Below are 25,991 nucleotides of genomic sequence, written 5' to 3'. Positions count from 1 at the left end.
TCTTATTAGCAAAAAATACATATGAATGGAGGGTGAAATGAGACATTTAATTAGTCCATTGGATTTTACTGTAGAAGAGTTGGATAAGTTATTAAATTTAGCCGGCGATATTGAAAGGAATCCTCAAAAATACAAAGAGTGTTGCAAAGGAAAGAAACTTGCCACTCTTTTTTATGAGCCTAGCACAAGAACAAGACTAAGCTTTGAGGCAGCTATGCTTAATTTAGGCGGAAGTGTTTTGGGATTTTCCGAGGCATCATCAAGCTCCGCATCTAAAGGGGAGAGCGTTTCAGACACCATACGAATTATATCATGTTATGCAGACATATGTGCCATGAGACACCCGAAGGAAGGTGCAGCCTTAGTTGCAGCTAAAAAATCAGGTATTCCTGTTATTAACGCAGGGGATGGAGGACATCAGCATCCTACCCAGACTTTGACGGATTTAATGACAATAAGAACCCTTAAGGGTAGACTTGATAATATTACAATTGGATTGTGTGGTGACTTGAAATTTGGAAGAACAGTGCATTCGCTTATTAACGCATTGCTTAGATATGATAATGTAAAATTTGTCCTTATTTCACCGGCGGAGCTTAAGGTTCCGGGATATATCATTGAAAATATAAAAGAAGCAGGAGCTCAGTATGAAGAGGTGTCAAGACTTGAAGATGTAATTGGTGGGCTTGATTTGCTTTATATGACAAGGGTTCAAAGGGAAAGATTCTTTAATGAAGAGGATTATATAAGACTTAAAGATAGCTTTATTTTGGACAAAAAGAAACTAAAATCAGCAAAAGATGATATGCTGATTTTGCATCCACTGCCAAGAGTTAATGAAATTGCTGTTGAAGTAGATGATGACCCAAGGGCTGTGTACTTTAAGCAGGCACAGTTTGGTGTGTATGTGAGAATGGCACTTATTTTGACATTGTTGGAGGTGGAAGTATAATATGCTAAATATAGATGAAATAACAAATGGCTTTGTTTTAGATCATATTCAGGCAGGAAGGGCAATGGCTATATATCATTATCTTAATTTGGAAAAATTAGATTGCCAGGTTGCTATTATTAAAAATGCCAGAAGTAAAAAAATGGGAGTTAAAGACATAATTAAAGTAGAAGGTCCCTTAGATATTGTGGATTTTGATATATTAGGATTTATTGATCATAATATCACAGTTGATATTATCACTGACGGTAAATTAGTGGAAAAAAGAGATCTTAAGCTACCAAAGAAGATTGTTAATGTATTACATTGCAAAAACCCAAGATGCATTACATCTATTGAGCAGGAGTTAGACCATGTTTTTGTACTAACAGACAAAAAGAATGGTTTATACAGCTGCCAATACTGTGAAGAAAAGCAGGGCAAACTTTGGGAAAAACTGTAAATTTAAGAGCTTGTGATTTATATTGAAATTTTAATTAATATGGATTTTATCCCACAAATGTTGGTTTGTGCAAACATACTATATTTTGTGGGATTTTTTGTGCTTAAGGCAGAAAAATGACAAAATGTGCCATTTGTATTGAAATTACATAAATGAATTGTTATAATCAAACGGTAATATATTTAATAACAAAGGATAGGAGGACGAAAAAATGTATTGTAACCATTGTGGAAAAGAAATTAATGACAATGCAGTTGAATGCCCATATTGTGGAGGAGATACAAAGAACACGCATAATAATGATTATGGCACACCATATGTATCTGATAATGGAGGAATAGGCTGGGGGCTACTGGGATGTTGTATTCCTTTAGCAGGTTTGATTTTATTCCTTGTGTGGAAGGACACCAAGCCAAAAACAGCTAAAGCCGCAGGAATTGGTGCTTTAGTTAGCGTAGGTATTTCAATATTATTCTACATTATAGTGATTGTAGCAGGCGTAGGAGCAGGAATGCATGGTGCTTCATCAAGTGTTACAGGATTTTAGAAATGTGGCATGAAAAGATGGTTATGTAAATGGCTACCCATCATATTTGGATGCCATCAAAGACCTGAACGTTCATTTTTCTTTCATGGAAAACAGTTTCCAATATGCGCAAGGTGTACAGGTGAACTTATAGGAATTATAGTAACTCCTATAGGATATTTCTTTTTGAAAAATTTACCTATATGGGTGTTTTTTGTTTTATTAATTCCACTTGTAACAGATGGTTTGATACAGGCAAAAACAAAGTATGAAAGTAATAACACTAAGCGCTTGATTACGGGCATATTATTTGGAATAGGCTTAATGATGTTGTTTATGATATCTACAGCGTATTGCTTTAATATAGGGGTTGATATTGGAAGAAAATGGAGATACTCGCAGTTATAAAATATCGTATTAAAGTATAAGCAGAACTTTATGCCGAAAGAAAACATTGAAGTTCTGCTTTTTTGATAGTTATATTTAAGAAGCGGATGAGATGGTGAGATATGGAAATGACTGGAATAGGGATGACTAGAATATGGATATAATAAAAATTAAAATCCAACTGCTCGCATCACATAAATTCAAAAAAAGAATAAAAGCATTATTAAAATCCAAAAATTACTAAAAATATTGAAATAAAAAATCCCGTAAATTATATCATACATAATACAATCTACGGGAATGTTTCGTATTTATTTATCGATACCTTACGGGGCGTTTATATATATCCCACAAAACTATTTGTCAGATTCTGAATTAACCTCATCAGATGGAGTGTCATCTTCATGGTCAATTTTAACCTTAACCAAATCAATTCGTTTATCATCCATTTTGATAACTGTAAGTTTGCAGTTATCAATTTTCACACTGTCACCTTTGTTTGGTAGGCGGTCTAAGTGTTCAATAATAAGTCCACCGAGAGATTCATAATCTTCTGAATCTATATTAGTACCCAATTCGTCATTGAAATCATCTAAATTAATTGAGCCTTCAACAATGTATTCATGTTCACCAATTTGTCTGACAGCAAGCTCCTCAGCCTGGTCGAACTCATCGTGGATATCACCTATGATTTCTTCCACAATATCTTCTAATGTAATAAGGCCCTCAGCCTGACCATATTCATCTAAAACAATACACATTCCGGGCTCATTATTTCTCATTTCTATAAGAAGGTCATTAAGCTCTTCTTTTTCGTGAGTATAATAAGGTTCACGCATTAATTTATTAACATCAAAATTTACACGGTTTACTTCATTTATAAGCATATCTTTAATGTTGATAATTCCCACAATATTATCTGTATCATCTTTATAAACAGGTATACGGGTAAATTTATCTGACTTAATAACAGATAAAAGCTCATCGTATGAAACATCAATAGGAACCATGGTTATATCAACCTTAGGAATCATAATGTCTTTAGCACATGTGTCTCCGAAATCAAAAACGTTGTTAATCATATCGTACTCATCATCTTCGATAATACCCTCTTCCTGACTAACCCCCACAATGGTTCTTAATTCATCTTCAGTAATAGCTGCTGAATTTAAATTTACGTTAACTCTGAATATTTTTAACAGAAAGCTGGAAAACAGATTCAGCACAAAAATAACCGGAGTTAAAATAAACATAAAAAATTTAATTGGCTTTGCATAAGATAATGCAATTGACTCAGCATGAAGAGTTGCTACCGTTTTGGGAATAATTTCACCAAAAATAATGATGACAAGTGTAAGTACGCCTACGCAAACGCTGACAACTATGTTTACATCAAAAATATGCTGGGCTAAAACTGTTGTAAGAGAAGAAGCAGCAATATTAACAATATTGTTACCTATCAAAACAGTGCTAAGCATCTTTCTGGAATTGCTAAGTACCTTATCAAGTACAATAGCTTTCTTATTTCCGTCATCAACAAGCATTCTCAATCTTACTTTACTAAATGTAGTAAGAGCAGTTTCGGCTGATGAAAAAAACGCCGAGAATAACAATAAAACAAATAATATGCATAGCAGAGCTATGTCACTGGGTCCCATATAAATCTCCTTATAAAAAATATTTCAGGCAAAAGCCTGTTAGAGTCGATTGTACAATATAGATAATTTAAAGTCAACAAACCGTAATAAATTATACGCTTTCATAATATAAATTATTATATAAACGTTAGGAAAGGCTGGTATTACCGGTAAATAAATTATGAAAAAAGTTGCAGTGATATTTTTAAAGGAAACATTGATACAAATGATTATAAGTACAGTATTGTTGGCGCTAATTGCTTTTGTGGTTCTTAAAATTTCACCTTCTGTGGCAACAATAAAAATAATGGTGTTGATAATTTATGGAATTGCGTCATTTTGTGGTGGCGTGATAGTAGGAAAGGTTATGGAAAACAGAAAATTTGTGTGGGGAGCATTAGCCGGACTGATTTATTTTGCAATAATTTTTCTCACAGCACTAATTTCAAAAGGAAGCGTCTCATCAGGAAGTGTAGGACTCTTTTCAGGATGTATTGTTTCCGTGGTGGCAGGAACAATAGGAGGAATGCTTAGTTAAAGGGGAGAAAGGATAATAGGGGAATGATTTTAAACGATTTTAACAGGATTTTGATACAATAAAGAAAACGTTTGAAAAAATACCATATTGTGATATAATAACCTAAGACTTGTGCAGCTTTACATAAATAAGCACAAAATAGATTTGGAGGATTACCATGAAACATATTAAGACATTAAATGCAAAAACATTAAAGGACACAATGAAAAAAGGCGGATGCGGTGAATGTCAGACATCATGTCAGTCTGCTTGCAAGACTTCTTGTACAGTAGGAAACCAGACTTGCGAAAACAAATAAAATTTTATATGGCATTATTTTATAACAGAGCCGAATTTTCGACTCTGTTATAATGCGTTAAAAAGGGAGGAAGTCACAGTGATTCATCAGTATAAAAGCAATGGATATAACATTGTAATGGACGTTAACAGTGGCGCAGTGCATGTGGTTGACGACGTTACATATGATGCTATAGAGTTGTTTGAAGATATTTCTTCTTCTGAAATTGTTGATAAACTGAAGGATAAGTATAATGAGTCCGATATTTTAGAGGCAATTGACGAAATAGAAGAATTAAAAAAAGATGGACAACTGTTTACCGAAGACATATATCAGCCGTTTGTTGAAAAGTTTAAGGAGAACCGTCAGACCGTGGTTAAGGCTTTGTGCCTGCATATAGCCCATGATTGTAACCTGGCATGCAAGTATTGTTTTGCTGAGGAGGGTGAGTATCACGGAAGAAGAGAACTTATGAGCTTCGAGGTTGGAAAGAAAGCCCTGGATTTTCTTGTTAAAAATTCAGGCAATAGAGTAAACCTTGAAGTAGACTTCTTTGGTGGTGAACCATTAATGAACTGGGAGGTTGTAAAGCAGCTAGTTGAATATGGACGTTCGTTAGAAAAGCCATACAACAAGAAATTCAGATTTACCCTTACCACTAATGGTGTACTTCTTAACGACGAGATTATGGAGTATTTGAATAAGGAAATGTCTAATGTAGTAATTAGTCTTGATGGTCGTAAGGAAGTCAACGACAGAATGAGACCATTTAGAAACGGAAAAGGAAGTTACGACCTTATTGTTCCAAAATTCAAAAAGCTTGCAGAAAGCCGTAATCAGACCAATTATTATATAAGAGGTACATTTACAAGAGATAATCTTGATTTTTCTGAAGATGTAAAACATTTTGCTGATTTAGGATTTAAACAGATGTCAATTGAGCCTGTTGTTGGCCCGGAAGAAGATCCGTATTCCATTAGGGAAGAGGATTTACCGACAATAATGGAAGAGTACGATAAACTTGCACTTGAATACATAAAGCGTGAGAAGGAAGGCAGAGGCTTTAATTTCTTCCACTTTATGATTGATTTAAATCAGGGACCATGCGTGTATAAGCGCTTATCGGGATGTGGTTCAGGAACTGAATATCTTGCAGTTACACCATGGGGAGATTTTTACCCATGCCATCAGTTTGTTGGAAACGAAGATTTTCTTATGGGAAATGTAAATGATGGAATTGTCCGTAAAGATATTGTTTCCACGTTCGGAGACTGTAATGTGTATTCAAAAGAAAAATGTAAAAACTGCTTTGCAAGATTTTACTGCAGTGGCGGTTGTGCTGCAAACTCATATAATTTTCATGGCACAATTAATGATGCTTATGATATCGGATGTGAAATGCAGAGAAAAAGGGTGGAATGCTCAATAATGATAAAAGCAGCGTTAGCCGACGCTGACTGATAAGAAAGAGGTTAAAAGATGAAAATTAAAATGAACAAAACTAAAGGGATTGTATTTTTTATACTTTCACTTGCAGTAATGGCTTTTGCCGGTTATGTGATTCTGTTTGGTGTAGGGGATCGCGGACAGGCTAAGTATATTACACAGGGTCTTGATCTTAAAGGTGGTGTAAGCATTACATATCAGGTATCGAAAGATGACCGTGATAAGTTAAACAGTGATTCTCTTGAAGCTACAAGAGGAAAATTAGAGAAGAGAATTCATACATTTAGTACAGAAGCTACAGCTTATAAGCAGGGTGATGATAGAATTACAGTTGAAATCCCGGGTGCATATGATGCGGACAAGGTTCTTGAAGAATTAGGTAAGCCGGGTTCACTTTATTTCTGTACAAAGGCTGATTCAACACCTACAGATGAGCAACTTAAAAACAAGGAATATATCCAGTTAAAGAACACAACAGGTGGACAGTATGACGGATATTATAAGGTATGGCTTACAGGTGACAGTGTTTCAGATGCTAAAGGTCAGGCAACAACTAATGAAAAGACAGGAAAAGCAGAGAATGCTGTAGACCTACAGTTTAATACAGCAGGAACAAAAACTTTTGGTGAAATGACATCTCAGAATGTTGGACAGCAGTCATACATTATTTATGACAATGAGGTTCTTAGTGACCCGAAAATTAATCAGTCAATTACCGGTGGACAGGCTCAAATCACAGGTAACTTTACATTAGAGGAGGCACAGACACTTGCAGAGAATATTAAGATTGGTTCACTTGATCTTTCACTGGATGAATTAAGTCATAGTGTTCAGAGTGCACAGCTTGGTAGAGATGCTTTATCAAAGAGTGTTCAGGCAGGTATGATAGCGTTTGTTATTATTGTATTATTCTTACTTTTCGTATATAGAGTGCCTGGTCTTGCTGCAGGTTTCGCATTATTATCATATGTTGAATTAATGCTCCTTGCACTTAACGGATTTGACCTTACACTTACTCTTCCGGGTATTGCAGGTATTATTCTTAATATCGGTATGGCAGTTGATGCTAACGTTATTATTTATGCCCGTATCAGAGAGGAAATTGCAGCCGGCAAGTCAGTTAAGAATGCAATCACTATTGGATTTAAGAAAGCAACATCAGCTATCGTTGACGGTAACGTTACAACACTTATTGCAGCATTAGTTCTTCTTTGGAGAGGTTCAGGAACAGTTCAGGGCTTTGCCATGACACTTGCAATAGGTATCTTCATTCAGTTATTTACATCCCTTGTTGTTTCAAGAGGAATTGTATGGATGTTATATTACATGGGATTCCAGAAACCGGGATTTTATGGCAAGGAAAGAGCAAAGAACGTTATCAAATTTGTTGAAAAGAGAAAAGTTTGGTTTACAATTTCAATAGTTGTTATTGTTATTGGCTTAGGCTCAATTGTTTACAATGTGGCAACAGGAAATGAAGCATTTAACTATAGTATTGAATTTAAGGGTGGTACATCTATAAGCGTTCAGTTTGATAAGGATTACACTATCGATGAATTCAACGATACAATTAAACCTGAAATACAGAAAACATTAAATACATCAGATGTACAGGCTCAGAAGGATACAGGTACAAAGGGCTTATACTCTATTAAGACAAAGAAAATGTCATCAGATGAAATGGACGAATTTAAGAAGCTTTTGATTGACAAATATCAGGCAAAGGATGACGAGCAGAACTTTAATGATACAGAAATTTCAGATACAATCAGTGCTGAAATGAGAAGAGATGCCGTTGTTGCTACAGCTCTTGCTACAATTTGTATGTTGATTTACATCTGGTTAAGATTTAAGAATATTCAGTTTGCTTTAGCAGCTGTTATAGCATTAGTTCATGATGTACTTATAGTTGTTGGTTTCTATTCATTGTCAAGACTTACAGTTGGAACAACGTTTATTGCCTGCCTTCTTACAATAGTAGGTTACTCAATAAACGCTACAATTGTTATCTTTGACAGAATTAGAGAAAATAAGGCAGTTATGAAGCGTGGTGAAACAATGATTGGTCTTATTGACAGAAGTATCACAGAAACACTTACAAGAAGTATCTACACATCATTAACTACATTTGTTGCTGTATTTATGATATTCGTTATGGGTGTTTCATCAATTAAAGAGTTTACAACACCATTAATGGTAGGTATCGTAGCCGGTGCTTATTCATCAGTATTTGTTACAGGTGCATTGTGGTATGTATTAAAAGGTAAACAGTACGACAAAGAAAAATAATTAAGAAGTATTTAACGGTACCATCTAAATGGTGGTGCCGTTTTTCTTTTTAAAATACTATTTAGGAACAAGGCATAATTATTATGAAAGAGAAATGGTTTTTACAGACAAAAAGGGCAGATTTTAATCATATTTCTGAAAAATTTCATATCAGTCCGGTAATTGCAAGGATAATTAGAAACAGAGATGTAATATGTGACGAGGACATCTATAATTATTTAAATGACGATTTGGAAAAAATAAGTTCTCCATGGCTTTTTAAAGATATGGATAAGGCTGTTGATATACTAAGAATAAAAATCAGTCATGAAAGTAAAATAAGAATAATATGCGATTATGATGTGGATGGAATAACTTCCGGATATATTTTACTTAGGTCATTAAAAAAGCTAGGGGCAAATATAGACCTTGTAGTTCCCCGCAGAATAGAAGATGGCTATGGTATAAATGAAAAACTAATTAAAAATGCCTATGATAGCGGTATTGATACTATTTTAACATGTGATAACGGTATTTCGGCTTATAATCAGGTGGAATATGCCAAATCTCTTGGAATGAATATTATTATTACTGACCATCACGAGGTACCTTTTGAAGAAACTGATGGAAAAAGAGAATATATTGTTCCTAATGCAGATGCAGTGGTAAATCACAAACAGGCAGACTGCCCCTATCCATTTAAAGAACTGTGTGGAGCAATGGTTGCATATCAGCTTATATCGGCATTGTTTGAAACAGAAGGCATAGGCAAAAACGAATTATATAAGTTACTTCCTTACGCTGCTATTGCAACTGTATGTGACGTAGTGGATTTAAAGGGAGAAAACAGAATTATAGTAAAACAGGGCATTAAAAAACTAAAAGACTGTAATGATATTGGTATAAATGCTTTAATAAATGCCTGTAAGTTAGATAAAAATAATCTTTCATCTTATCAGTTTGGTTTTGTTATAGGCCCTTGCCTAAATGCCAGTGGAAGATTAGACACGGCAAAACGTGCCACGGAGTTATTAGATTGCATAGATACTCAAAAGGCGGAAGTTTTGGCAAAAGAACTGGTGGAATTAAATGCTGAACGTAAGGATATGACTAATGAAGGAGCCATGACAGCAATTGAAATGGCACAGGATATGGATGACAAAGTATTGGTTTTATACCTTAAAGACTGTCATGAAAGCATTGCAGGAATTATTGCAGGAAGGGTAAGAGAAAAGTATAATAAGCCTACGTTTGTCCTAACAGATGCTGAACAGGGAGTTAAAGGATCAGGTCGTTCTATTGAGGAATACGATATGTATTCAGAACTTACAAAGGTAAAAAGTTTGCTGACGAAGTTTGGTGGTCATAAAATGGCAGCGGGAATATCTTTAGAAGAAAAAAATATAGATTTATTTAGAAAAATGTTAAATGAAAATTGTAATTTAACGGAAGAAGATTTATATTTAAAGGTGTGGATTGACATTGCCCTGCCTTTGGAATATATTACAATGGATTTCGTAAATCAGTTAGAGGTTATTAAGCCCTATGGAAAAGGCAATGAAAAGCCGGTTTTTGCAGAAAAAAATCTAAAGATTATCAGTTTGCAAATACTGGGAAAATCAGGGAATGTAATAAAAATGGTTGTAGAAAATCAAAATCATTACAGAATGACTGCAGTTAAGTTTAACAGTGCCGTTGATTTTATGGCATTTTTGTCTGAAAAATTCGGTGAGGAAGAGGTAAATAAGGCCCTTCAGGGTCAAAAGAATAATTTGGAAATTATGGCAACATACTATCCGGAAATAAATGAGTATAACGGAAGGATAAATTTACAAATAATAATAGATAGATTTTGTTAAAAGGGTTGTGGTAATATATAATTATGACAACTATAAAATAAATAATTATATAGCAAGAAGGAGAAGATAAAATGCATGAGGTAGAAAAGTACATTAGAAGCATACCTGATTTTCCGGAACCGGGTATTATTTTCAGAGACGTTACAACAGTAATGAAGGATCCTAACGGGCTTAAGATAGCTATTGATTCCATGATAGATAAGGTAAAAGATCTGGATTTTGATGTGGTTGTAGGTTTAGAGGCCAGAGGCTTTGCTTTGGGTACACCTATTGCGTATGCTTTAAATAAAGGCTTTGTTTTGGTTAGAAAGAAAGGTAAACTGCCTTGTGAAACTATTTCAGAAGAATATAATTTGGAATATGGTACAGCTGAAATTGAAATTCACGTAGATGCCATTAAACCGGGACAGAGAGTTGTTATAACTGATGATTTGATTGCCACAGGCGGAACAGTAAAAGCAGCTATTGATTTAGTAGAAAGACTTGGTGGAGTTGTAGTTGGTTGCGTATTCCTTATGGAATTAGCAGGATTAAAAGGTAGAGAGAAATTAGAAGGATATAGAGTAGATTCAGTTGTAGCATATGAAGGGAAATAATATGAACAATGTAAAAATCGAAAATCACGGTGTAATTCCAAAAGAAGAAGAACAGGCAACCCCTGAGGAATTATACGGGAGACTTATAGACAAAATTAAACATTATCATCCGTCGGCAGATGAGTTGCATATGATAGAGAAGGCGTATAATTTTGCCAAAAATTTCCACGGTGACCAGAAACGTAAATCCGGAGAGCCTTATATCATACATCCTCTTCATACTGCCCTTATTTTGGCAGACCTGGAATTGGACAAGGAATCCATAATGGCAGGTCTTTTACATGATGTTATGGAAGATACATCTGCCACAAGGGAAATAATGATAAAGGAATTTGGTGAGGAAGTAACAGATTTAGTAGATGGAGTAACCAAACTTACCAGATTGGATTATGATACTGACAAGGTAGAGGAACAGGCTGAAAACTTAAGGAAAATGTTTCTTGCCATGGCAAAGGATATCAGAGTTATTTTAATAAAATTAGCTGATCGGCTTCACAATATGCGTACCTTGCAATATATGACACCGGAAAAGCAAAAAGAAAAATCAAGGGAGACAATGGATATTTATGCTCCAATCGCAGATAGACTTGGTATTTCTAAAATTAAAATAGAATTAGATGACCTTGCCTTAAGATATCTTGAACCTGAAAAATATAAGGAATTAGTTGAAGGTGTCCATGAAAGACTTGAGCATAGAGAAGAATTTATGAGTAATCTCATTGCTGAAGTTGCAGGATATATAGAAAAAGCAGGAATTAAGGCTACTATTGACGGACGTGTTAAGCATTATTTCAGTATTTACAAGAAAATGACAATGCAGCATAAAACATTAGACCAGATATACGATGTATTTGCTGTTAGAATTATTGTAGACAGCGTTATGGAATGTTATGGTGCATTAGGTATTATTCATGAGAAATATACACCGGTTCCGGGAAGATTTAAGGACTATATTGCCATGCCAAAGCAGAATATGTATCAGTCCTTACATACTACCCTTATCGGACCTAACGGACAGCCTTTTGAAATTCAGATTAGAACATACGAAATGCATAAAACCGCTGAATATGGTATCGCTGCTCACTGGAAATATAAAGAAAATATCACAGGTGAGGGAGATAATGAGGAACAGAAGATTAGCTGGTTAAGGCAGATTCTTGAATGGCAGAGAGATTTGTCAGATAACAAGGAATTTTTAAATTTACTTAAAGATGACCTTAATATGTTCTCAGAGAGAGTTTACTGTTTTACACCTAATGGAGATGTTAAAAATCTTCCAAACGGCTCTACGCCAATTGATTTTGCCTACAGTATTCATAGTGCCGTAGGAAACAAGATGGTAGGTGCCCGTGTTAACGGAAAAATGGTAAACATTGATTATAAAATACAAAACGGTGACCGTGTAGAAGTTGTAACCTCTAATAATTCCACGGGCCCTAGTATGGACTGGTTAAAAATTGTTAAAAGCACTCAGGCAAAGAACAAAATAAACCAGTGGTTTAAACAGCAAAATAAAGAGGAAAATATTGTTAAAGGTCGTGAACTTATAGAAAAGTATTGTAAGTCTAAAGGCATAGTAATGTCAGAAATATTTAAGCCTGAATATATGGATAAGGTAAGGCTTAAGTATAGCTACAAGGAGTGGGATTCACTAGTGGCATCTATAGGTCATGGAGGATTAAAGGAAGGTCAGATTGTAAACAAGCTTTTAGACGAATACAATAAAGACCATAAAATTGAAATTACAGATGAAGATGTTTTAAATGAAGCTAATGGAAACAAGCAGGGAACGAAACATAATTCATCAAAAAGCGGCATTATTGTTGAGGGAATGAATGATGTGGCTGTAAGATTTTCAAAATGCTGTAGTCCGGTTCCGGGAGATGAAATTGTGGGATTTGTCACCAGAGGAAGAGGTGTTTCTATACACAGAACCGATTGTGTAAATATTATAAATCTTCCGGATATTGAGCGAGGAAGGCTTATAGAGGCAAGCTGGGCTGCTGACGAATCAGAGCAGGATGGAAAGTATATGACGGAAATCGTTATATATGCCCATAACCGTGTGGGAATACTTACTGACCTGTCAAAGATATTTACAGAGAGAAATATTGACGTAAACAGTATTAACAGTAGAACAAGTAAGTCCGACATTGCCACTATTTCAATGACTTTTGCCATTCAGGGTACAGATGAATTAAATAGTCTTATTGCAAAAATAAGAACCATTGACAGTATAATTGACATTGAAAGAACAAGCAGTTAATAAAAGATTAGGAGATTTGATATGGCTAAGATAATGATTAGAAGTGTTACTGTAAGCGAGTGCTACACAAATTGCTATATTTGTATGAATAAGGATACAAAAGAGGGATTTATTGTGGATCCGGGAGATGACGAACTGAAAATATCAGTTAATGTAAGCAGACTGGAAATGATTCCAAAGGCAATATTGCTTACCCATGGACACTTTGATCATATCGGAGCCGTAAATCAGCTGAAGGAAAGATATAATATTCCTGTGATTGTAGGGGCAAAAGAGGAAAAAGTCCTTACAGACAGCAGAATGAATCTGTCGTCTATGTTTGGAGAACCTGTAAAAGTTAATGGAGATAAGTTTTTAGAAGATGGTGAAAACTTTCAGGTAGCGGGATTTGATATACAATATATTCTTACTCCTGGGCATACTCCGGGAAGCGGATGCTTTTATATTGAAGAGGAGCAGGTTTTATTTAGCGGAGATACCTTGTTTCAGGCAAGCAGAGGAAGAACGGATTTCCCGGGAGGAAGTGAATCTGATATAATTAAGTCCATTAAAAACAAACTTCTGGTTTTACCGGGAGAGACAGAGGTATATCCGGGACATATGAACATAACAAATATTGACAGCGAAAAGGTGTACTATTAATGATTGATATACAAATAGAACCGGCACAGTTTGAATATGACGTACAATCACTTGTACAGGCATTTTATACTGGTCATCCCTTTAAAATTAATGACAGGGTTGAAAATTCATACCGGAAAATATCTGTAAAATATGAAAAAAACAAGATATGTATTTCGGTGTGGAGTAAGGAAAAAGAGCCTGTAGAAGGTGAAATGTTTTGTGATTTTTCAGACAGAATAGAAACTAAGAATATATTAAAGAAATTGTTATATAAGCTGTTAAGTGCAGATACGAAAGAGAAACTTCCCTGGGGAACACTTACAGGGATAAGGCCATCTAAGATTCCGGAGATGATGCTGGAAGAAGACATTAGCCGGAAAGAAATTATGTCTTATATGAAAGAAACATATTTGATATCTGATGAGAAGTTAAATCTGGCAATAGATATAGCTGACAGAGAGCGACAGATTTTGTCAAAAATAAATTATAAACATGGATTTAGTTTGTATGTAGGGATACCCTTTTGTCCTACAACCTGTTTGTATTGCTCATTTACCTCATTTCCAATAGAAAAATACAGAAAAAAAGTTGATTTATACTTAGATGCAGTTATAAAGGAAATTAAATATCTTGGAATAAAGCTAAAAAACAGGGAACTAAATACGGTATATATCGGTGGAGGAACTCCCACTACCCTTGAACCAAATCAGTTAGACAGGCTTATAAATGCCTTGAAGGATAATTTTGATTTTTCCACGGTAGTTGAATTTACAGTGGAGGCAGGAAGACCTGACAGTATAACTGAAGATAAGATAATGGTTCTAAAAAAGCATGGAGTAAACAGAATATCCATAAACCCTCAAACCATGAATGAGAAAACATTGGAAATTATAGGTAGAAAGCATACTGTTTCTCAGGTAAAAGAAGCATTTGCCATTGCAAGAAAATGCGGTATGGATAACATCAATATGGATTTTATTGTGGGACTGCCGGGAGAAAACGCCCAAATGGTAAAATACTCCATGGAAGAAGCTCTTAAACTAAATCCTGACGGAATTACAGTTCATTCTCTTGCTTTAAAAAGGGCTTCAAGACTTAATGTGGAAAAGGACAGATATTCCGACATGACCATGGAAAACAGTAGCAGGTTAATGAAAATAACGGAAGAATATGCCGGAAAAATGGAAATGGTTCCATATTATATGTACAGACAGAAAAATATGGTTGGTAATCAGGAAAATGTAGGTTATTCTAAGGTTGGAAAGGAAGGAATTTACAACATTTTAATGATGGGTGATTATCAGAATGTGTGGGCTGCCGGTGCAGGAGCGGTAACTAAATTGCTGTCTAAAGACAGAAAAGAAGGAAAAAGAATTGATACATTGAAAAATGTAGATTTATATATAGATAGAATTGATGAAATGATTGAAAGAAAAAAGGTTGTTAAATTGGATTAATAATAGTAAAATTGTATGGTTGGAAAAAACATTAAAAGGAGTGGTAAAATGGCTTTAAGTAAGAAACCCGTTACAGGAATGAAAGATATTCTTCCTGAAGAAATGAAAATTAGAAATTATGTACAGAATGTAATTAAGGATACATATAAAGCTTTTGGTTTTACACAAATTGAAACACCTTGTGTTGAGAATATTTCAAATCTCACAAGCAAGCAGGGTGGTGAAAACGAGAAACTTATATTTAAGATTTTAAAAAGAGGAGAAAAATTAAATCTTGAAACAGCTAAGGAAGAGATGGATTTAGTTGATAATGGATTAAGATATGATTTAACAGTACCTCTTGTAAGATATTATTCAAAAAATGCTAATGATTTGCCATCACCCTTTAAGGCACTTCAAATGGGAAATGTCTGGAGAGCAGACAGACCTCAAAGGGGAAGATATCGTCAGTTTATGCAGTGCGATATTGATATATTAGGTGATCCAAGCAATCTGGCTGAAATAGAACTTATTCTTGCAACAACAACAACTCTTGGAAAGTTGGGATTTAAAAATTTCCAAATCAGAATAAATGAAAGAAGAATATTAAAGGCTATGGCTGCGTATAGTGGTTTCCCGGAGGAATCTTATGACAGCGTATTCATTATTCTTGATAAAATGGACAAAATCGGTCTTGAAGGTGTAAAAGAAGAATTAATTAAATATGAATTTTCACCGGAGGCTGTAGAAAAATATACAGATTTATTTAAGGAACTCGAAGGACAAAAAGACCCTATAGCTTATCTTGCAGAAAAACTGGGAGATTATATGGGAGATGACGTAAAAGAATGGATGAATGAAATTATTGAAAGTGTAAGAGCAACAAAGTCTTCTGATTTTGAGATTGTGTTTGATCCTACTTTGGTACGTGGAATGTCCTATTATACAGGAACAATTTTTGAAATTGCCATTCCCGAGTTTGGAGGAAGCTGTGGAGGTGGCGGACGCTATGACAAGATGGTTGGTAAATTTACAGGTCACGATGTTCCGGCATGCGGTTTTTCAATTGGGTTTGAAAGAATTGTTTTATTACTTATGGAACAGGGATTTAAGATTCCGGAAGACTATGATAAGGTTGTTTATCTTATAGAAAAAGGCGTAAGCGGCGATGCACTTTGTGATGTTATTGCTAATGCCCAGGAAGAAAGAAAGAGTGGTAAGCAGGTTCTCGTAACAAGAATGAACAAGAATAAAAAGTTCCAGAAAGAGCAGCTTATGGCTCAGGGATATAATGAATTTAAAGAATTTTATAAAAATCCACTTAAATAGTGAGGAGGAGTATACAATATGGCAGAATCAATGCAGGGACTTCACAGAAGTCACAGATGTACAGAAGTCAGCAACCAAAATATTGGTGAAAAAGTAACTGTTATGGGCTGGGTTCAGAAGAGAAGAAATTTAGGCAGTCTTATATTTATAGATTTAAGAGACCGCTCAGGTTTGTTACAGTTAGTTTTTAACGAAAATGACGGTGAAGTTTTTGAAAAGGCAAAAGAACTAAGAAGTGAATATGTTATTGCGGCAGAAGGCACAGTTAGAAAGCGTGATGGCGCAATAAATCAGACAATGGCTACAGGTGACATTGAAGTTACAGTTGACACATTGCGTATTTTATCTGAGGCAGATACACCTCCATTCCCGGTAGAAGAGGATTCAAATACAAGAGAGGAATTAAGACTTAAATACAGATATTTGGATTTAAGAAAGCCTCATTTACAGAGAAATCTTAAGCTAAGAAGTGATGTAACTACATGTATAAGAAAATTTATGGCAAATGAAGGCTTTATTGAAATTGAGACACCTACATTATGTAAGAGTACACCGGAAGGCGCAAGAGATTATCTTGTCCCAAGCCGTATTCATCCCGGAGCATTTTATGCATTGCCACAGTCTCCACAGCTGTATAAACAGCTTTTAATGTGTTCAGGATTTGACAGATATATTCAGATTGCAAGATGCTACAGAGATGAGGATTTAAGAGCAGACAGACAGCCGGAGTTTACACAGGTTGACATGGAACTTTCATTTGTGGATATTGACGATGTTATTGATGTAAACGAAAGATTGTTGCAGGCTTTGTTTAAGGAAATACTTGACGTTGACGTTCAGCTTCCTATTCCAAGAATGACATGGCAGGAGGCAATGGACAGATATGGTTCAGATAAACCTGATACACGTTTTGGAATGGAAATCGTAAACGTTACTGACGTAGTAAAAGATTGTGGTTTTGGAGTATTTACCGGAGCTATAGAAAACGGTGGTACGGTTAGAGGTTTAAATGTTAAAGGTCAGGGAGCAATGCCTAGAAAGAAAATAGACAAGCTTGTTGATATGGCAAAAGGAAATGGTGCTAAAGGTTTGGCATATCTTTGCATTAATGAAGATGGCACTTATAAGTCATCCTTTGCAAAGTTTATGACAGAAGAAGAGTTAGACAATCTTGTTAAAGCCATGGATGGTGAAAGAGGTGATCTGCTGTTATTTGCCGCTGATAAAAATAAGGTTGTATGGAATGTTTTAGGAGCACTTAGATTAGAGTTAGGTGAACAGTTAGAACTTATAGATAAGAACAAATTTAACTTCTTATGGGTTGTTGAATTTCCACAGTTTGAGTGGTCTGATGAGCAAAACAGATTTTTAGCAATGCATCATCCGTTTACAATGCCTATGGAAGAAGATATTAAGTATATTGACAGCAACGAATTAGGAAAAGTCCGTGCTAAAGCATATGATATTGTATTAAATGGTTCAGAAATAGGTGGCGGAAGTGTGAGAATACATCAGGCTGACATTCAGGAAAAGATGTTTGAAGCATTAGGTTTCACACCTGAGGCTGCCCATGAACAGTTTGGTTTCTTATTAGATGCTTTCAAGTATGGCGTTCCTCCACACGCAGGACTTGCATACGGACTTGACAGATTGGTTATGCATATGTCAGGTGAGGATAATATCCGTGAGGTAATTGCATTCCCTAAGGTAAAGGATGCATCATGTCTTATGACTGCCGCACCGGGGGAAGTTGACGACAAACAGTTAGAAGAACTGGACATTGCAATTATTAAAAAATAAATATATATATATATAATAAATTATAAAAGCATACATTGTCTTGGAATTTGTACATTCCGGGGCGGTGTATGCTTTTTTGCAGAACATAGAAATGGTAATACATAGTAAAGTTTACACCCTTTGGAATAGTAAGATTTCCCTTTATAACGTACTTTCCGGTTGGTACATATAAGGTACCTCCGCCTAAATCGCCAAGCCTATTAAGTAATTTCTGGAAAATATTAGTGTTATCAGTAACGCCGTCGCTTACTGCAGGCAGGACAAACAATGCCATTGTAAGCGAGAGAAATAGTGCTTTGAATGTTGACTTCATTGCATCCCCCCCTCATAAAATATAATAAAATACTGCTGTATAATGAAAAAAACATCACATTATACAACACAGCAATATGATTATAAAAAGTTTTGTAAAAGTTACAATGTTAAAATACAAATGCCTAAAGTTTTTTTGTGTGATTTACATAAATTTTATTCTCCTTAATTCATCCTGAAGCTTTCCAACATAATTGCTTAGTTGTTCACACTGTCTGGAAAGCTGTTTTTTTGTAAATTTAAGATTAGATATTTCCATGTTTTTTTCATAAATCTTCTTTTGACATTTAATTAGTTCACTGCTTTTTTCTGATAATGAATCTTTTAATTGTTCAATGGTTTCGTTAGCAGCTAAATTCACATTGTCAGGTCCGTTTTTTGTAATTGTTGTAATGGTTCCGTTTTTACTTAAGTAGTAGCAGTCATTTTGCAAAATGATATAGGTTTTCCTGTTAGAGCTTACCACATCGAAGTCATTATAATTTTTAATGTTACGCTTAATGAGACATGTATGGTTTGGTGCAGAGCAAAGCAGATAATAAACATCACAGAAATTGCTATGGTTATTGTGAGTACAATAAAATATGTAAAGTTCATTTTCGCACATTATAGGTGAAACATTTACAATAGTACGCCCGTTTTTGCTGTCTTCTAAAGGAATGGATAAAAACTCCATAAAACGATTCCCCGACAAGGTTGCAGTTTTTATTTTATTGTCGGTGGATATATAGAAGGCGTATTTTTTATTACCATCATAAATTCTAAAGTCATCTTTTACGTCATTAAAAATAATCCCCTCAGGGTGGATATGTCCTCTAATTGCCGTATACATATATACGTTATGTCCGTTGTGGTAAAGTATAGCCGGCTGACCGTTGTCAAATGCAAGAATTTTGTACATAGTATCCTCCTTTAGTTTTACCTTAATAAATATTATTTTTCGGGTTAAAATAGAACAAAATTAAAAAATTAGTTTAAAAATATAGAAGGTTATGGTAAAGTAATAAGGGAAAAAATCGGCTTAAGTGTCGTTTGATTATAAATATATGGAGGTTTTATTATGTTTTCATTTGATGAAATTAAAAATGCAGATGCAGAAGTTGCTAAAGCAATGGAAGATGAACTTGGAAGACAGCGTTCACATCTTGAACTTATTGCTTCTGAAAATCTTGTAAGCAAAGGTGTAATGGCAGCTATGGGAAGCCACCTTACAAACAAATATGCAGAAGGATATCCGGGAAAGAGATATTACGGCGGATGTGAATACGTTGATGTAGTGGAAGAATTGGCAAGAGAAAGAGCTAAGAAATTATTTGGATGTACATACGCCAATGTTCAGCCTCATTCAGGTGCACAGGCAAATATGGCTGTATTTTTCGCATTGGTAAAACCGGGAGAAAGGGTTATGGGTATGAGTCTTGATGCCGGCGGACACCTTACCCATGGTTCACCTGTAAATATGTCAGGAACATATTTTGACGTAGTATCATACGGCGTAGATGAGAATGGATTTATAGATTACGACGAAGTAAGAAGAATAGCACTTGAGGCTAAGCCAAAGCTTATTGTGGCAGGTGCAAGTGCTTATCCAAGAAAGATAGATTTCAAGAAATTCAGAGAGATTGCAGATGAAGTGGGAGCATATTTAATGGTAGATATGGCACACATTGCAGGTCTTGTGGCAGGTGGTCAGCATATGAGCCCTATTCCTTATGCGCATGTTACTACAACAACTACCCATAAGACATTAAGAGGACCTAGAGGCGGACTTATTCTCTCAAGTGAAGAGTTTGCTTTAGAACATAAATTAAACAAAGCAGTATTCCCTGGTATTCAGGGTGGACCTTTGATGCATGTTATAGCTGCAAAGGCAGTTTGCCTTAAGGAAGCATTATCTCCTGAATTTAAGGTATATGCAAAGAATATTGTAGATAATGCCCAGGCATTGGCAAAAGGTCTTACTGACAGAGGTTTTGACCTTGTATCAGGTGGTACCGATAACCACTTAATGTTAGTTGACTTAAGAAGCAAGAATATTACAGGTAAAGAATTTGAAATAGCTCTTGATGCCGCAAACATTACATGTAACAAAAATGCCATTCCGAATGACCCTCAGAAGCCGGGTATTACCAGTGGTGTCAGAATTGGAACACCTGCTGTAACTACAAGAGGTTTAAATACAGAGGATATGGATGTTATTGCAGAATGTATGGCTGATATTGCAAGTGATTTAACAGGTAATTGCGAAAAGGTTAAGGCAAAGGTTAAGACATTAACAGACAAGCATCCGTTATATGAATAAGATTCATATTTTTGGAAATAATTACACATATGAAGAGTGTAATTAACAGAGATTTTATAAAATGTGGAATAACAGGCTGGTGTATTGAGGTACTCTTTACATCAGCCTCTTGTTTTAAAGAAAAAAATTATAAGCTTATAGGAAAGACATCCATATGGATGTTTCCAATATATGGTATGGCATCAGTGATTAAGCCAATTAGTAAAAAACTTAAAGCTTATAATAAACCAATGGTGGAAAGGGGAGCAGTTTATACAGCAGGAATATTTCTGGTGGAATTTGTGTCAGGAAGCCTGTTAAAGAAAAGTAACAATTGTCCGTGGGATTATAGTAGTGCGAAATATAATATAAAAGGAGTTGTTCGGTTAGACTATGCTCCGTTATGGTTTGTAATGGGGCTGATATATGAAAAAATCCTTAGCAAAGATTAGGTTTTGCTAAGGATTTCTAGTATAAATAGTTTTTATTTGTAAAAATCTATTATTTTATCTAACTTAGAAGTCATTCCCGTAAAAAGCATATCTACAAGAGTAACGGCAACCATTGATTCCACCACAACCACTGCACGGGGAACAATAATCGGGTCATGACGGCCTTTTATGTTAATATCAATGTTTTCACCGGATTTATTAATGGTTTGTTGCGTTCTTGCGATAGATGGTGTAGGTTTAACTGCTGCACGTACCACAATAGAAGAGCCATCACTCATTCCACCTAAAATTCCACCGGCATGATTAGATGTCTTGGAAATAACACCGTTTTCAATGCTGAATCCATCATTATCCGTTGAGCCTGACATTTTGGCAACTTCAAAACCGTCACCTATTTCAATGCCTTTAATGGCACCGATGGACATAATGGCTTTGGAAATATTAGCATCAAGCTTGTCAAATACAGGTTCGCCAATTCCCGCTGGCATATTGTTTACAATACATTCAATTATTCCACCACATGAATCCATTTCAGCCATTTTTTCGCCCAAAATTTTTTCAGCTGCTTTTGCAGCATCTGAATCAGGCATATAAACAGGATTTTTCTCAATTTCATCTTTGTTAAATTTTTTGTAATCTATTTCAACATTGCCAATACTCTTAGAATATGTAAGCATCTCAATGCCAAGCTTCTCAAGAATTTTTGAGGCAATGGCACCGGCAGCAACACGTCCGATGGTTTCGCGGCCGGAGGAACGTCCACCACCACGATAATCCCTAAATCCGTACTTTGCATCAAATGTATAATCTGCATGTCCCGGTCTGTAATATGAAGCAATATCACTATAATCCGCAGAATGATGGTCTTTATTTTTTACAATCATTGAAATAGGTGTACCGGTTGTTTTTCCTTCAAATACACCTGAAAGTATTTCAACCTTATCATCTTCTTTTCGCTGGGTTGTATATTTTGACTGACCGGGTTTTCTTCTATTTAAAAACTTCTGTATGTCATCTTCGTTTAATTCAAGTCCCGCAGGGCATCCATCTACAACAACACCTAATGCCTTGCCGTGGGATTCACCCCATGTTGTAATTTTGAAAATATTTCCGTATGTTGAACCAGCCATATAGCAAGTCTCCTTTCCGTAAAATCGCCTATAACAGTATAACAATATCCTCAAACAGGTGTCAACTTAATGTTTGACCGGAAAATACATTTTGGGTTTGTTTACATATTGAAAATATATCAAAATAATGTTATAAAATATAAATGTACGCATTTTTGAGTATAATATAATAAAGCAGGTATAATATGTTTAAAGTTCTAGCAAAAGATGGGGCAGCAAAGTACGGTAGGTTTGAAACGGTGCATGGCACTATTGAAACTCCTGTATTTATGAACGTAGGTACGGCAGGAGCCATAAAAGGTGCAGTAGCTGCAGAAGATTTAAAGGAAATAAAGACACAGGTGGAATTATCTAACACTTATCACCTTCATGTAAGACCGGGAGATAAGATAGTTAAGCAGCTTGGGGGCTTACACAGGTTTATGAATTGGGATAAGCCCATACTTACAGACTCAGGTGGATTTCAGGTTTTTTCTCTGGCTGGTCTTAGAAAAATAAAAGAAGAAGGAGTTTATTTTAACTCTCATGTAGATGGAAGAAAGATTTTTATGGGTCCGGAAGAAAGTATGCAGATTCAGTCAAATCTTGCATCAACCATAGCCATGGCATTTGATGAATGTCCTTCCAGTGTGGCTTCAAGAGACTATATTGAAAATTCAGTTGCACGAACCGCAAGATGGCTTAAAAGATGCAGAAAGGAAATGAATCGTTTAAACGGTCTTGAGGATACAATAAACAAAAATCAGATGCTTTTTGGAATCAACCAAGGGGGGATATATGATGATGTCCGTATTGAGCATGCAAAAGCCATCTCTGATATTGATTTAGATGGTTATGCCATAGGCGGTCTGGCAGTTGGGGAAAGTCACGCGGAAATGTACCGTATTATTGAAAAGGTAGTTCCATATCTTCCGGGAGACAAGCCGGTTTATCTTATGGGTGTAGGAACACCGGCTAATATATTAGAGGCAGTTGAGAGGGGAGTTGACTTTTTCGATTGTGTATATCCTTCAAGAAACGGAAGACATGGTCATGTTTATACTAATGCAGGAAAGCTCAATTTGTTTAATGCAAAGTATGAGACTGATGACAGACCGATAGAGGAAGGATGTCAGTGTCCGGCATGTAAATATCATACAAGAGCATATATCAGACATTTACTTAAAGCTAAAGAAATGTTGGGAATGCGTTTGTGTGTATTGCATAATTTATATTTTTATAATACAATGATGGAGGAAATCAGAGAGGCTATAAAAGCCGGAAGATACAGTGAGTATAAAAATAATAAACTGGAAGGTTTTAAAGAAAACGACAAGAATTAGGAGGTAGGTTTTATGCCAGTTTTAGTAGCAGCAGGTTCAGGCTCAAGTCAGGGAATACTTATAATGATTGCATATGTTGTAATTATTATTGGATTTATGTATTTTATCGCTATCAGACCACAGAAGAAACAGGAAAAAAAGCAGAAAGCTTTAATGGATAGTGTTGAAATCGGTGATAGTGTTTTAACCACAAGCGGATTCTACGGAATGATTATTGATGTTCAGGAAGAAACAGTTATTGTTGAGTTTGGTGGAAACAAAAACTGCAGAATACCAATGCAGAAGGCAGCAATAGTTGACGTGGAAAAAGCAGAAGCATAATATTTTAAACATGCGGGTTATAATCTAGGTTTTTAGATTTGATATTGGAAGGAATATCTGGAATCAGGGTTTCAGATGTTCCTTCTTTTTATAGTTATATATTTACGGCAAAACTTAACTAAAATATACGATTTTTTCACAGTAAAAATAATCAATAAAACTGATTAAGATATATGTGTTGAAAAATGAGTTTATTTGGGTTATAATTTATGAGTTAATGTGGATTTTTATAATTAGAAATTAAATACAGTGATTATACATAGAAATTAATTATATCCACTAGAAACTATAAGGAAAAGAGGAAGCATAATGAATTTTAATGTTGCAGTAATTCCAGGAGATGGAATCGGACCGGAAATTGTTACAGAAGCACAGAAGGTTCTTAATGCTGTCGGGGAAAAGTTTGGACATAGTTTCCGATACACGGAAGTTGATATGGGTGGCATATCTATAGACAAATATGGTGTCCCTCTTACAGAGGATGCACTTGAGACAGCAAAGAAAAGTGATGCGGTATTGTTAGGTGCCGTGGGTGGAGTCGTCGGTAAGTACAGTTGGTATGAACTACCACCTAATTTAAGACCGGAGGCAGGACTTCTTGCAATTAGAAAAGGTTTGAATCTTTTTGCTAATTTAAGACCGGCTTATCTTTACAAAGAATTGAAGGGTGCATGTCCGTTAAAGGAAGAAGTGGCAGATGCAGGCTTTGATATGATTATTGTAAGAGAGCTTACAGGCGGACTTTATTTTGGCGAAAGAAAAACAGAGGAAGTTGATGGGGTTCTTACGGCAACAGATACTTTGACATATAACGAAAATGAAATAAGAAGAATTGCTAAAAAAGCTTTTGACATTGCAATGAAGAGAAGAAAGAATGTCATAAGCGTTGATAAATCTAATGTATTGGACAGTTCAAGATTGTGGGACAAAATTGTAAACGAAGTGGCAAAGGATTATCCTGAAGTTACTCTTACCCATATGTTGGTAGATAACTGTGCAATGCAGCTGGTAAAAAATCCGGCACAGTTTGATGTGGTAGTTACTGAAAATATGTTTGGTGACATTTTATCAGATGAGGCAAGTATGATAACAGGTTCCATAGGAATGTTATCATCAGCAAGTCTTAGAGAGGATAAGTTCGGACTTTACGAACCAAGTCATGGAGCAGCACCGGATATAGCAGGACAGAATAAGGCAAATCCTATAGCTACAGTTCTTTCAGCAGCTATGATGCTTAGATATTCTTTTGATTTGGATGAGGAAGCTGATGCAGTGGAAAAGGCAGTGGAAAAGGTTCTTGAAGATAATATCAGAACAATTGATATTATGTCAGATGGCATGACACTGGTAGGATGTAAGGAAATGGGCAATGAAATCATAAAGAGAATATAAATTTCAGGAGGTTTATTATGAAGAGTGATTCAGTAAAAAAAGGAATACAGCAGGCACCACATAGGTCATTGTTTAATGCTCTCGGTATGACAGAGGAAGAGCTTTCAAGACCTTTGGTTGGTATTGTTTGTTCATATAATGAAATTGTTCCGGGACATATGAATCTGGACAAAATAGCACAGGCAGTTAAAATGGGAGTTGCCATGGCAGGTGGTACTCCAATTATGTTCCCGGCTATTGCTGTTTGCGATGGTATTGCTATGGGACACCCTGGTATGAAATTCTCCTTGGCTAGCCGTGAATTAATTGCTGATTCTATCGAAGCTGTAGCAACAGCTCATGCTTTTGATGGTTTGGTACTTATTCCAAACTGCGATAAAATCGTTCCTGGTATGCTC

At 35.5% G+C, this 25,991-nt stretch carries 25 protein-coding genes; 21 read left to right on the top strand and 4 right to left on the bottom strand.

Annotated features, from left to right (window positions below; genetic code table 11):
• The first annotated feature begins 37 nt into the window (after positions 1-37).
• From pyrB to Q5O73_RS02415, 4 genes are all read left to right on the top strand, one after another.
• Positions 38-952: an aspartate carbamoyltransferase gene (gene pyrB, locus Q5O73_RS02430; RefSeq protein WP_021952870.1), complete on the top strand. Its 915-nt coding sequence runs from the start codon at positions 38-40 to the stop codon at positions 950-952.
• 1 nt (position 953) lies between these two features.
• Complete coding sequence (locus Q5O73_RS02425) at positions 954-1,394, top strand: aspartate carbamoyltransferase regulatory subunit (RefSeq protein ID WP_021952871.1); 441 nt, start codon at positions 954-956, stop codon at positions 1,392-1,394.
• Positions 1,395-1,605: 211 nt separating this feature from the next.
• On the top strand, positions 1,606-1,941 hold the full coding sequence (locus Q5O73_RS02420; RefSeq protein WP_302668968.1) for a zinc ribbon domain-containing protein: 336 nt from the start codon (positions 1,606-1,608) through the stop codon (positions 1,939-1,941).
• Positions 1,942-1,950: 9 nt separating this feature from the next.
• Positions 1,951-2,328: a DUF2085 domain-containing protein gene (locus Q5O73_RS02415; RefSeq protein ID WP_118588522.1), complete on the top strand. Its 378-nt coding sequence runs from the start codon at positions 1,951-1,953 to the stop codon at positions 2,326-2,328.
• A 335-nt stretch (positions 2,329-2,663) separates the two neighbouring features.
• On the opposite strand, the gene Q5O73_RS02410 is transcribed toward Q5O73_RS02415, so the two are convergent.
• The gene (locus Q5O73_RS02410) at positions 2,664-3,965 is read right to left on the bottom strand and encodes an HlyC/CorC family transporter (RefSeq protein WP_021952873.1); all 1,302 of its coding nucleotides are present in this window, start codon (positions 3,963-3,965) and stop codon (positions 2,664-2,666) included.
• 160 nt (positions 3,966-4,125) lie between these two features.
• On the opposite strand from Q5O73_RS02410, the gene Q5O73_RS02405 reads away from it, so the two are divergent.
• From Q5O73_RS02405 to aspS, 11 genes are all read left to right on the top strand, one after another.
• Positions 4,126-4,482, top strand: a complete 357-nt coding sequence (locus Q5O73_RS02405; RefSeq protein ID WP_302668967.1) for a TIGR04086 family membrane protein — start codon at positions 4,126-4,128, stop codon at positions 4,480-4,482.
• A gap of 157 nt (positions 4,483-4,639) precedes the next feature.
• Positions 4,640-4,780 (top strand): six-cysteine ranthipeptide SCIFF, encoded by a 141-nt coding sequence (scfA, locus tag Q5O73_RS02400; RefSeq protein WP_021952875.1) that lies wholly within the window; start codon positions 4,640-4,642, stop codon positions 4,778-4,780.
• A 78-nt stretch (positions 4,781-4,858) separates the two neighbouring features.
• The gene (gene scfB / locus Q5O73_RS02395) at positions 4,859-6,220 is read left to right on the top strand and encodes a thioether cross-link-forming SCIFF peptide maturase (RefSeq protein WP_021952876.1); all 1,362 of its coding nucleotides are present in this window, start codon (positions 4,859-4,861) and stop codon (positions 6,218-6,220) included.
• 18 nt (positions 6,221-6,238) lie between these two features.
• Entirely contained in the window at positions 6,239-8,494 is a 2,256-nt protein-coding gene (gene secD / locus Q5O73_RS02390) for a protein translocase subunit SecD (RefSeq protein ID WP_302668966.1), read from the top strand.
• An 83-nt stretch (positions 8,495-8,577) separates the two neighbouring features.
• Positions 8,578-10,332, top strand: coding sequence for a single-stranded-DNA-specific exonuclease RecJ (recJ, locus tag Q5O73_RS02385; RefSeq protein WP_186840248.1), 1,755 nt, complete (start codon positions 8,578-8,580; stop codon positions 10,330-10,332).
• Positions 10,333-10,403: 71 nt separating this feature from the next.
• Positions 10,404-10,928 carry an adenine phosphoribosyltransferase gene (locus tag Q5O73_RS02380; RefSeq protein ID WP_021952879.1) on the top strand — a complete coding sequence of 175 codons (525 nt, stop codon included), beginning with the start codon at positions 10,404-10,406 and terminating at the stop codon, positions 10,926-10,928.
• Between the two features lies 1 nt (position 10,929).
• Entirely contained in the window at positions 10,930-13,194 is a 2,265-nt protein-coding gene (locus Q5O73_RS02375; protein ID WP_021952880.1) for a bifunctional (p)ppGpp synthetase/guanosine-3',5'-bis(diphosphate) 3'-pyrophosphohydrolase, read from the top strand.
• A gap of 21 nt (positions 13,195-13,215) precedes the next feature.
• On the top strand, positions 13,216-13,836 hold the full coding sequence (locus Q5O73_RS02370) for an MBL fold metallo-hydrolase (protein WP_021952881.1): 621 nt from the start codon (positions 13,216-13,218) through the stop codon (positions 13,834-13,836).
• Positions 13,836-15,275 (top strand): coproporphyrinogen dehydrogenase HemZ, encoded by a 1,440-nt coding sequence (gene hemZ, locus Q5O73_RS02365; protein ID WP_021952882.1) that lies wholly within the window; start codon positions 13,836-13,838, stop codon positions 15,273-15,275. Before Q5O73_RS02370 ends, hemZ begins: the two co-directional genes overlap by 1 nt.
• A gap of 48 nt (positions 15,276-15,323) precedes the next feature.
• Complete coding sequence (gene hisS, locus Q5O73_RS02360) at positions 15,324-16,583, top strand: histidine--tRNA ligase (protein ID WP_021952883.1); 1,260 nt, start codon at positions 15,324-15,326, stop codon at positions 16,581-16,583.
• A gap of 18 nt (positions 16,584-16,601) precedes the next feature.
• Positions 16,602-18,383 carry an aspartate--tRNA ligase gene (aspS, locus tag Q5O73_RS02355; RefSeq protein WP_186840244.1) on the top strand — a complete coding sequence of 594 codons (1,782 nt, stop codon included), beginning with the start codon at positions 16,602-16,604 and terminating at the stop codon, positions 18,381-18,383.
• Here aspS and Q5O73_RS10595 read toward each other — a convergent pair.
• Both Q5O73_RS10595 and Q5O73_RS02350 read right to left on the bottom strand, forming a co-directional pair.
• Entirely contained in the window at positions 18,373-18,657 is a 285-nt protein-coding gene (locus Q5O73_RS10595) for a glycosyl hydrolase family 28-related protein (RefSeq protein ID WP_368076729.1), read from the bottom strand. The genes aspS and Q5O73_RS10595 overlap by 11 nt on opposite strands.
• Positions 18,658-18,840: 183 nt before the next feature.
• A complete protein-coding gene (locus Q5O73_RS02350; RefSeq protein WP_302628796.1) occupies positions 18,841-19,596 on the bottom strand; it encodes a hypothetical protein in 756 nt (251 codons plus the stop codon).
• 159 nt (positions 19,597-19,755) lie between these two features.
• Here Q5O73_RS02350 and glyA point away from each other — a divergent pair, with 159 nt between their 5' ends.
• Both glyA and Q5O73_RS02340 read left to right on the top strand, forming a co-directional pair.
• A complete protein-coding gene (gene glyA, locus Q5O73_RS02345) occupies positions 19,756-20,997 on the top strand; it encodes a serine hydroxymethyltransferase (protein ID WP_302628797.1) in 1,242 nt (413 codons plus the stop codon).
• Positions 20,998-21,026: 29 nt separating this feature from the next.
• Positions 21,027-21,428, top strand: a complete 402-nt coding sequence (locus Q5O73_RS02340; RefSeq protein WP_021952889.1) for a hypothetical protein — start codon at positions 21,027-21,029, stop codon at positions 21,426-21,428.
• A gap of 32 nt (positions 21,429-21,460) precedes the next feature.
• Here the strand turns inward: Q5O73_RS02340 and aroC are convergent, their stop codons facing one another.
• Positions 21,461-22,558 (bottom strand): chorismate synthase, encoded by a 1,098-nt coding sequence (gene aroC / locus Q5O73_RS02335; protein WP_021952890.1) that lies wholly within the window; start codon positions 22,556-22,558, stop codon positions 21,461-21,463.
• A 185-nt stretch (positions 22,559-22,743) separates the two neighbouring features.
• On the opposite strand from aroC, the gene tgt reads away from it, so the two are divergent.
• From tgt to Q5O73_RS02315, 4 genes are all read left to right on the top strand, one after another.
• A complete protein-coding gene (gene tgt, locus Q5O73_RS02330; RefSeq protein ID WP_118588537.1) occupies positions 22,744-23,880 on the top strand; it encodes a tRNA guanosine(34) transglycosylase Tgt in 1,137 nt (378 codons plus the stop codon).
• A 12-nt stretch (positions 23,881-23,892) separates the two neighbouring features.
• The gene (gene yajC / locus Q5O73_RS02325; RefSeq protein WP_021952892.1) at positions 23,893-24,201 is read left to right on the top strand and encodes a preprotein translocase subunit YajC; all 309 of its coding nucleotides are present in this window, start codon (positions 23,893-23,895) and stop codon (positions 24,199-24,201) included.
• A 309-nt stretch (positions 24,202-24,510) separates the two neighbouring features.
• The gene (gene leuB, locus Q5O73_RS02320) at positions 24,511-25,593 is read left to right on the top strand and encodes a 3-isopropylmalate dehydrogenase (protein WP_302668965.1); all 1,083 of its coding nucleotides are present in this window, start codon (positions 24,511-24,513) and stop codon (positions 25,591-25,593) included.
• Between the two features lie 17 nt (positions 25,594-25,610).
• The coding region (locus Q5O73_RS02315; RefSeq protein ID WP_302668964.1) for a dihydroxy-acid dehydratase at positions 25,611-25,991 on the top strand (381 nt) is incomplete at its 3' end.

The sequence above is a fragment of the Eubacterium sp. AF15-50 genome (assembly GCF_934835595.1).
Classification (GTDB): domain Bacteria; phylum Bacillota; class Clostridia; order Lachnospirales; family Lachnospiraceae; genus Eubacterium_G; species Eubacterium_G segne.
The sequence above is the reverse complement of the archived record's forward strand: the minus strand, read 5'-3'. Positions and strand labels throughout refer to the sequence as shown.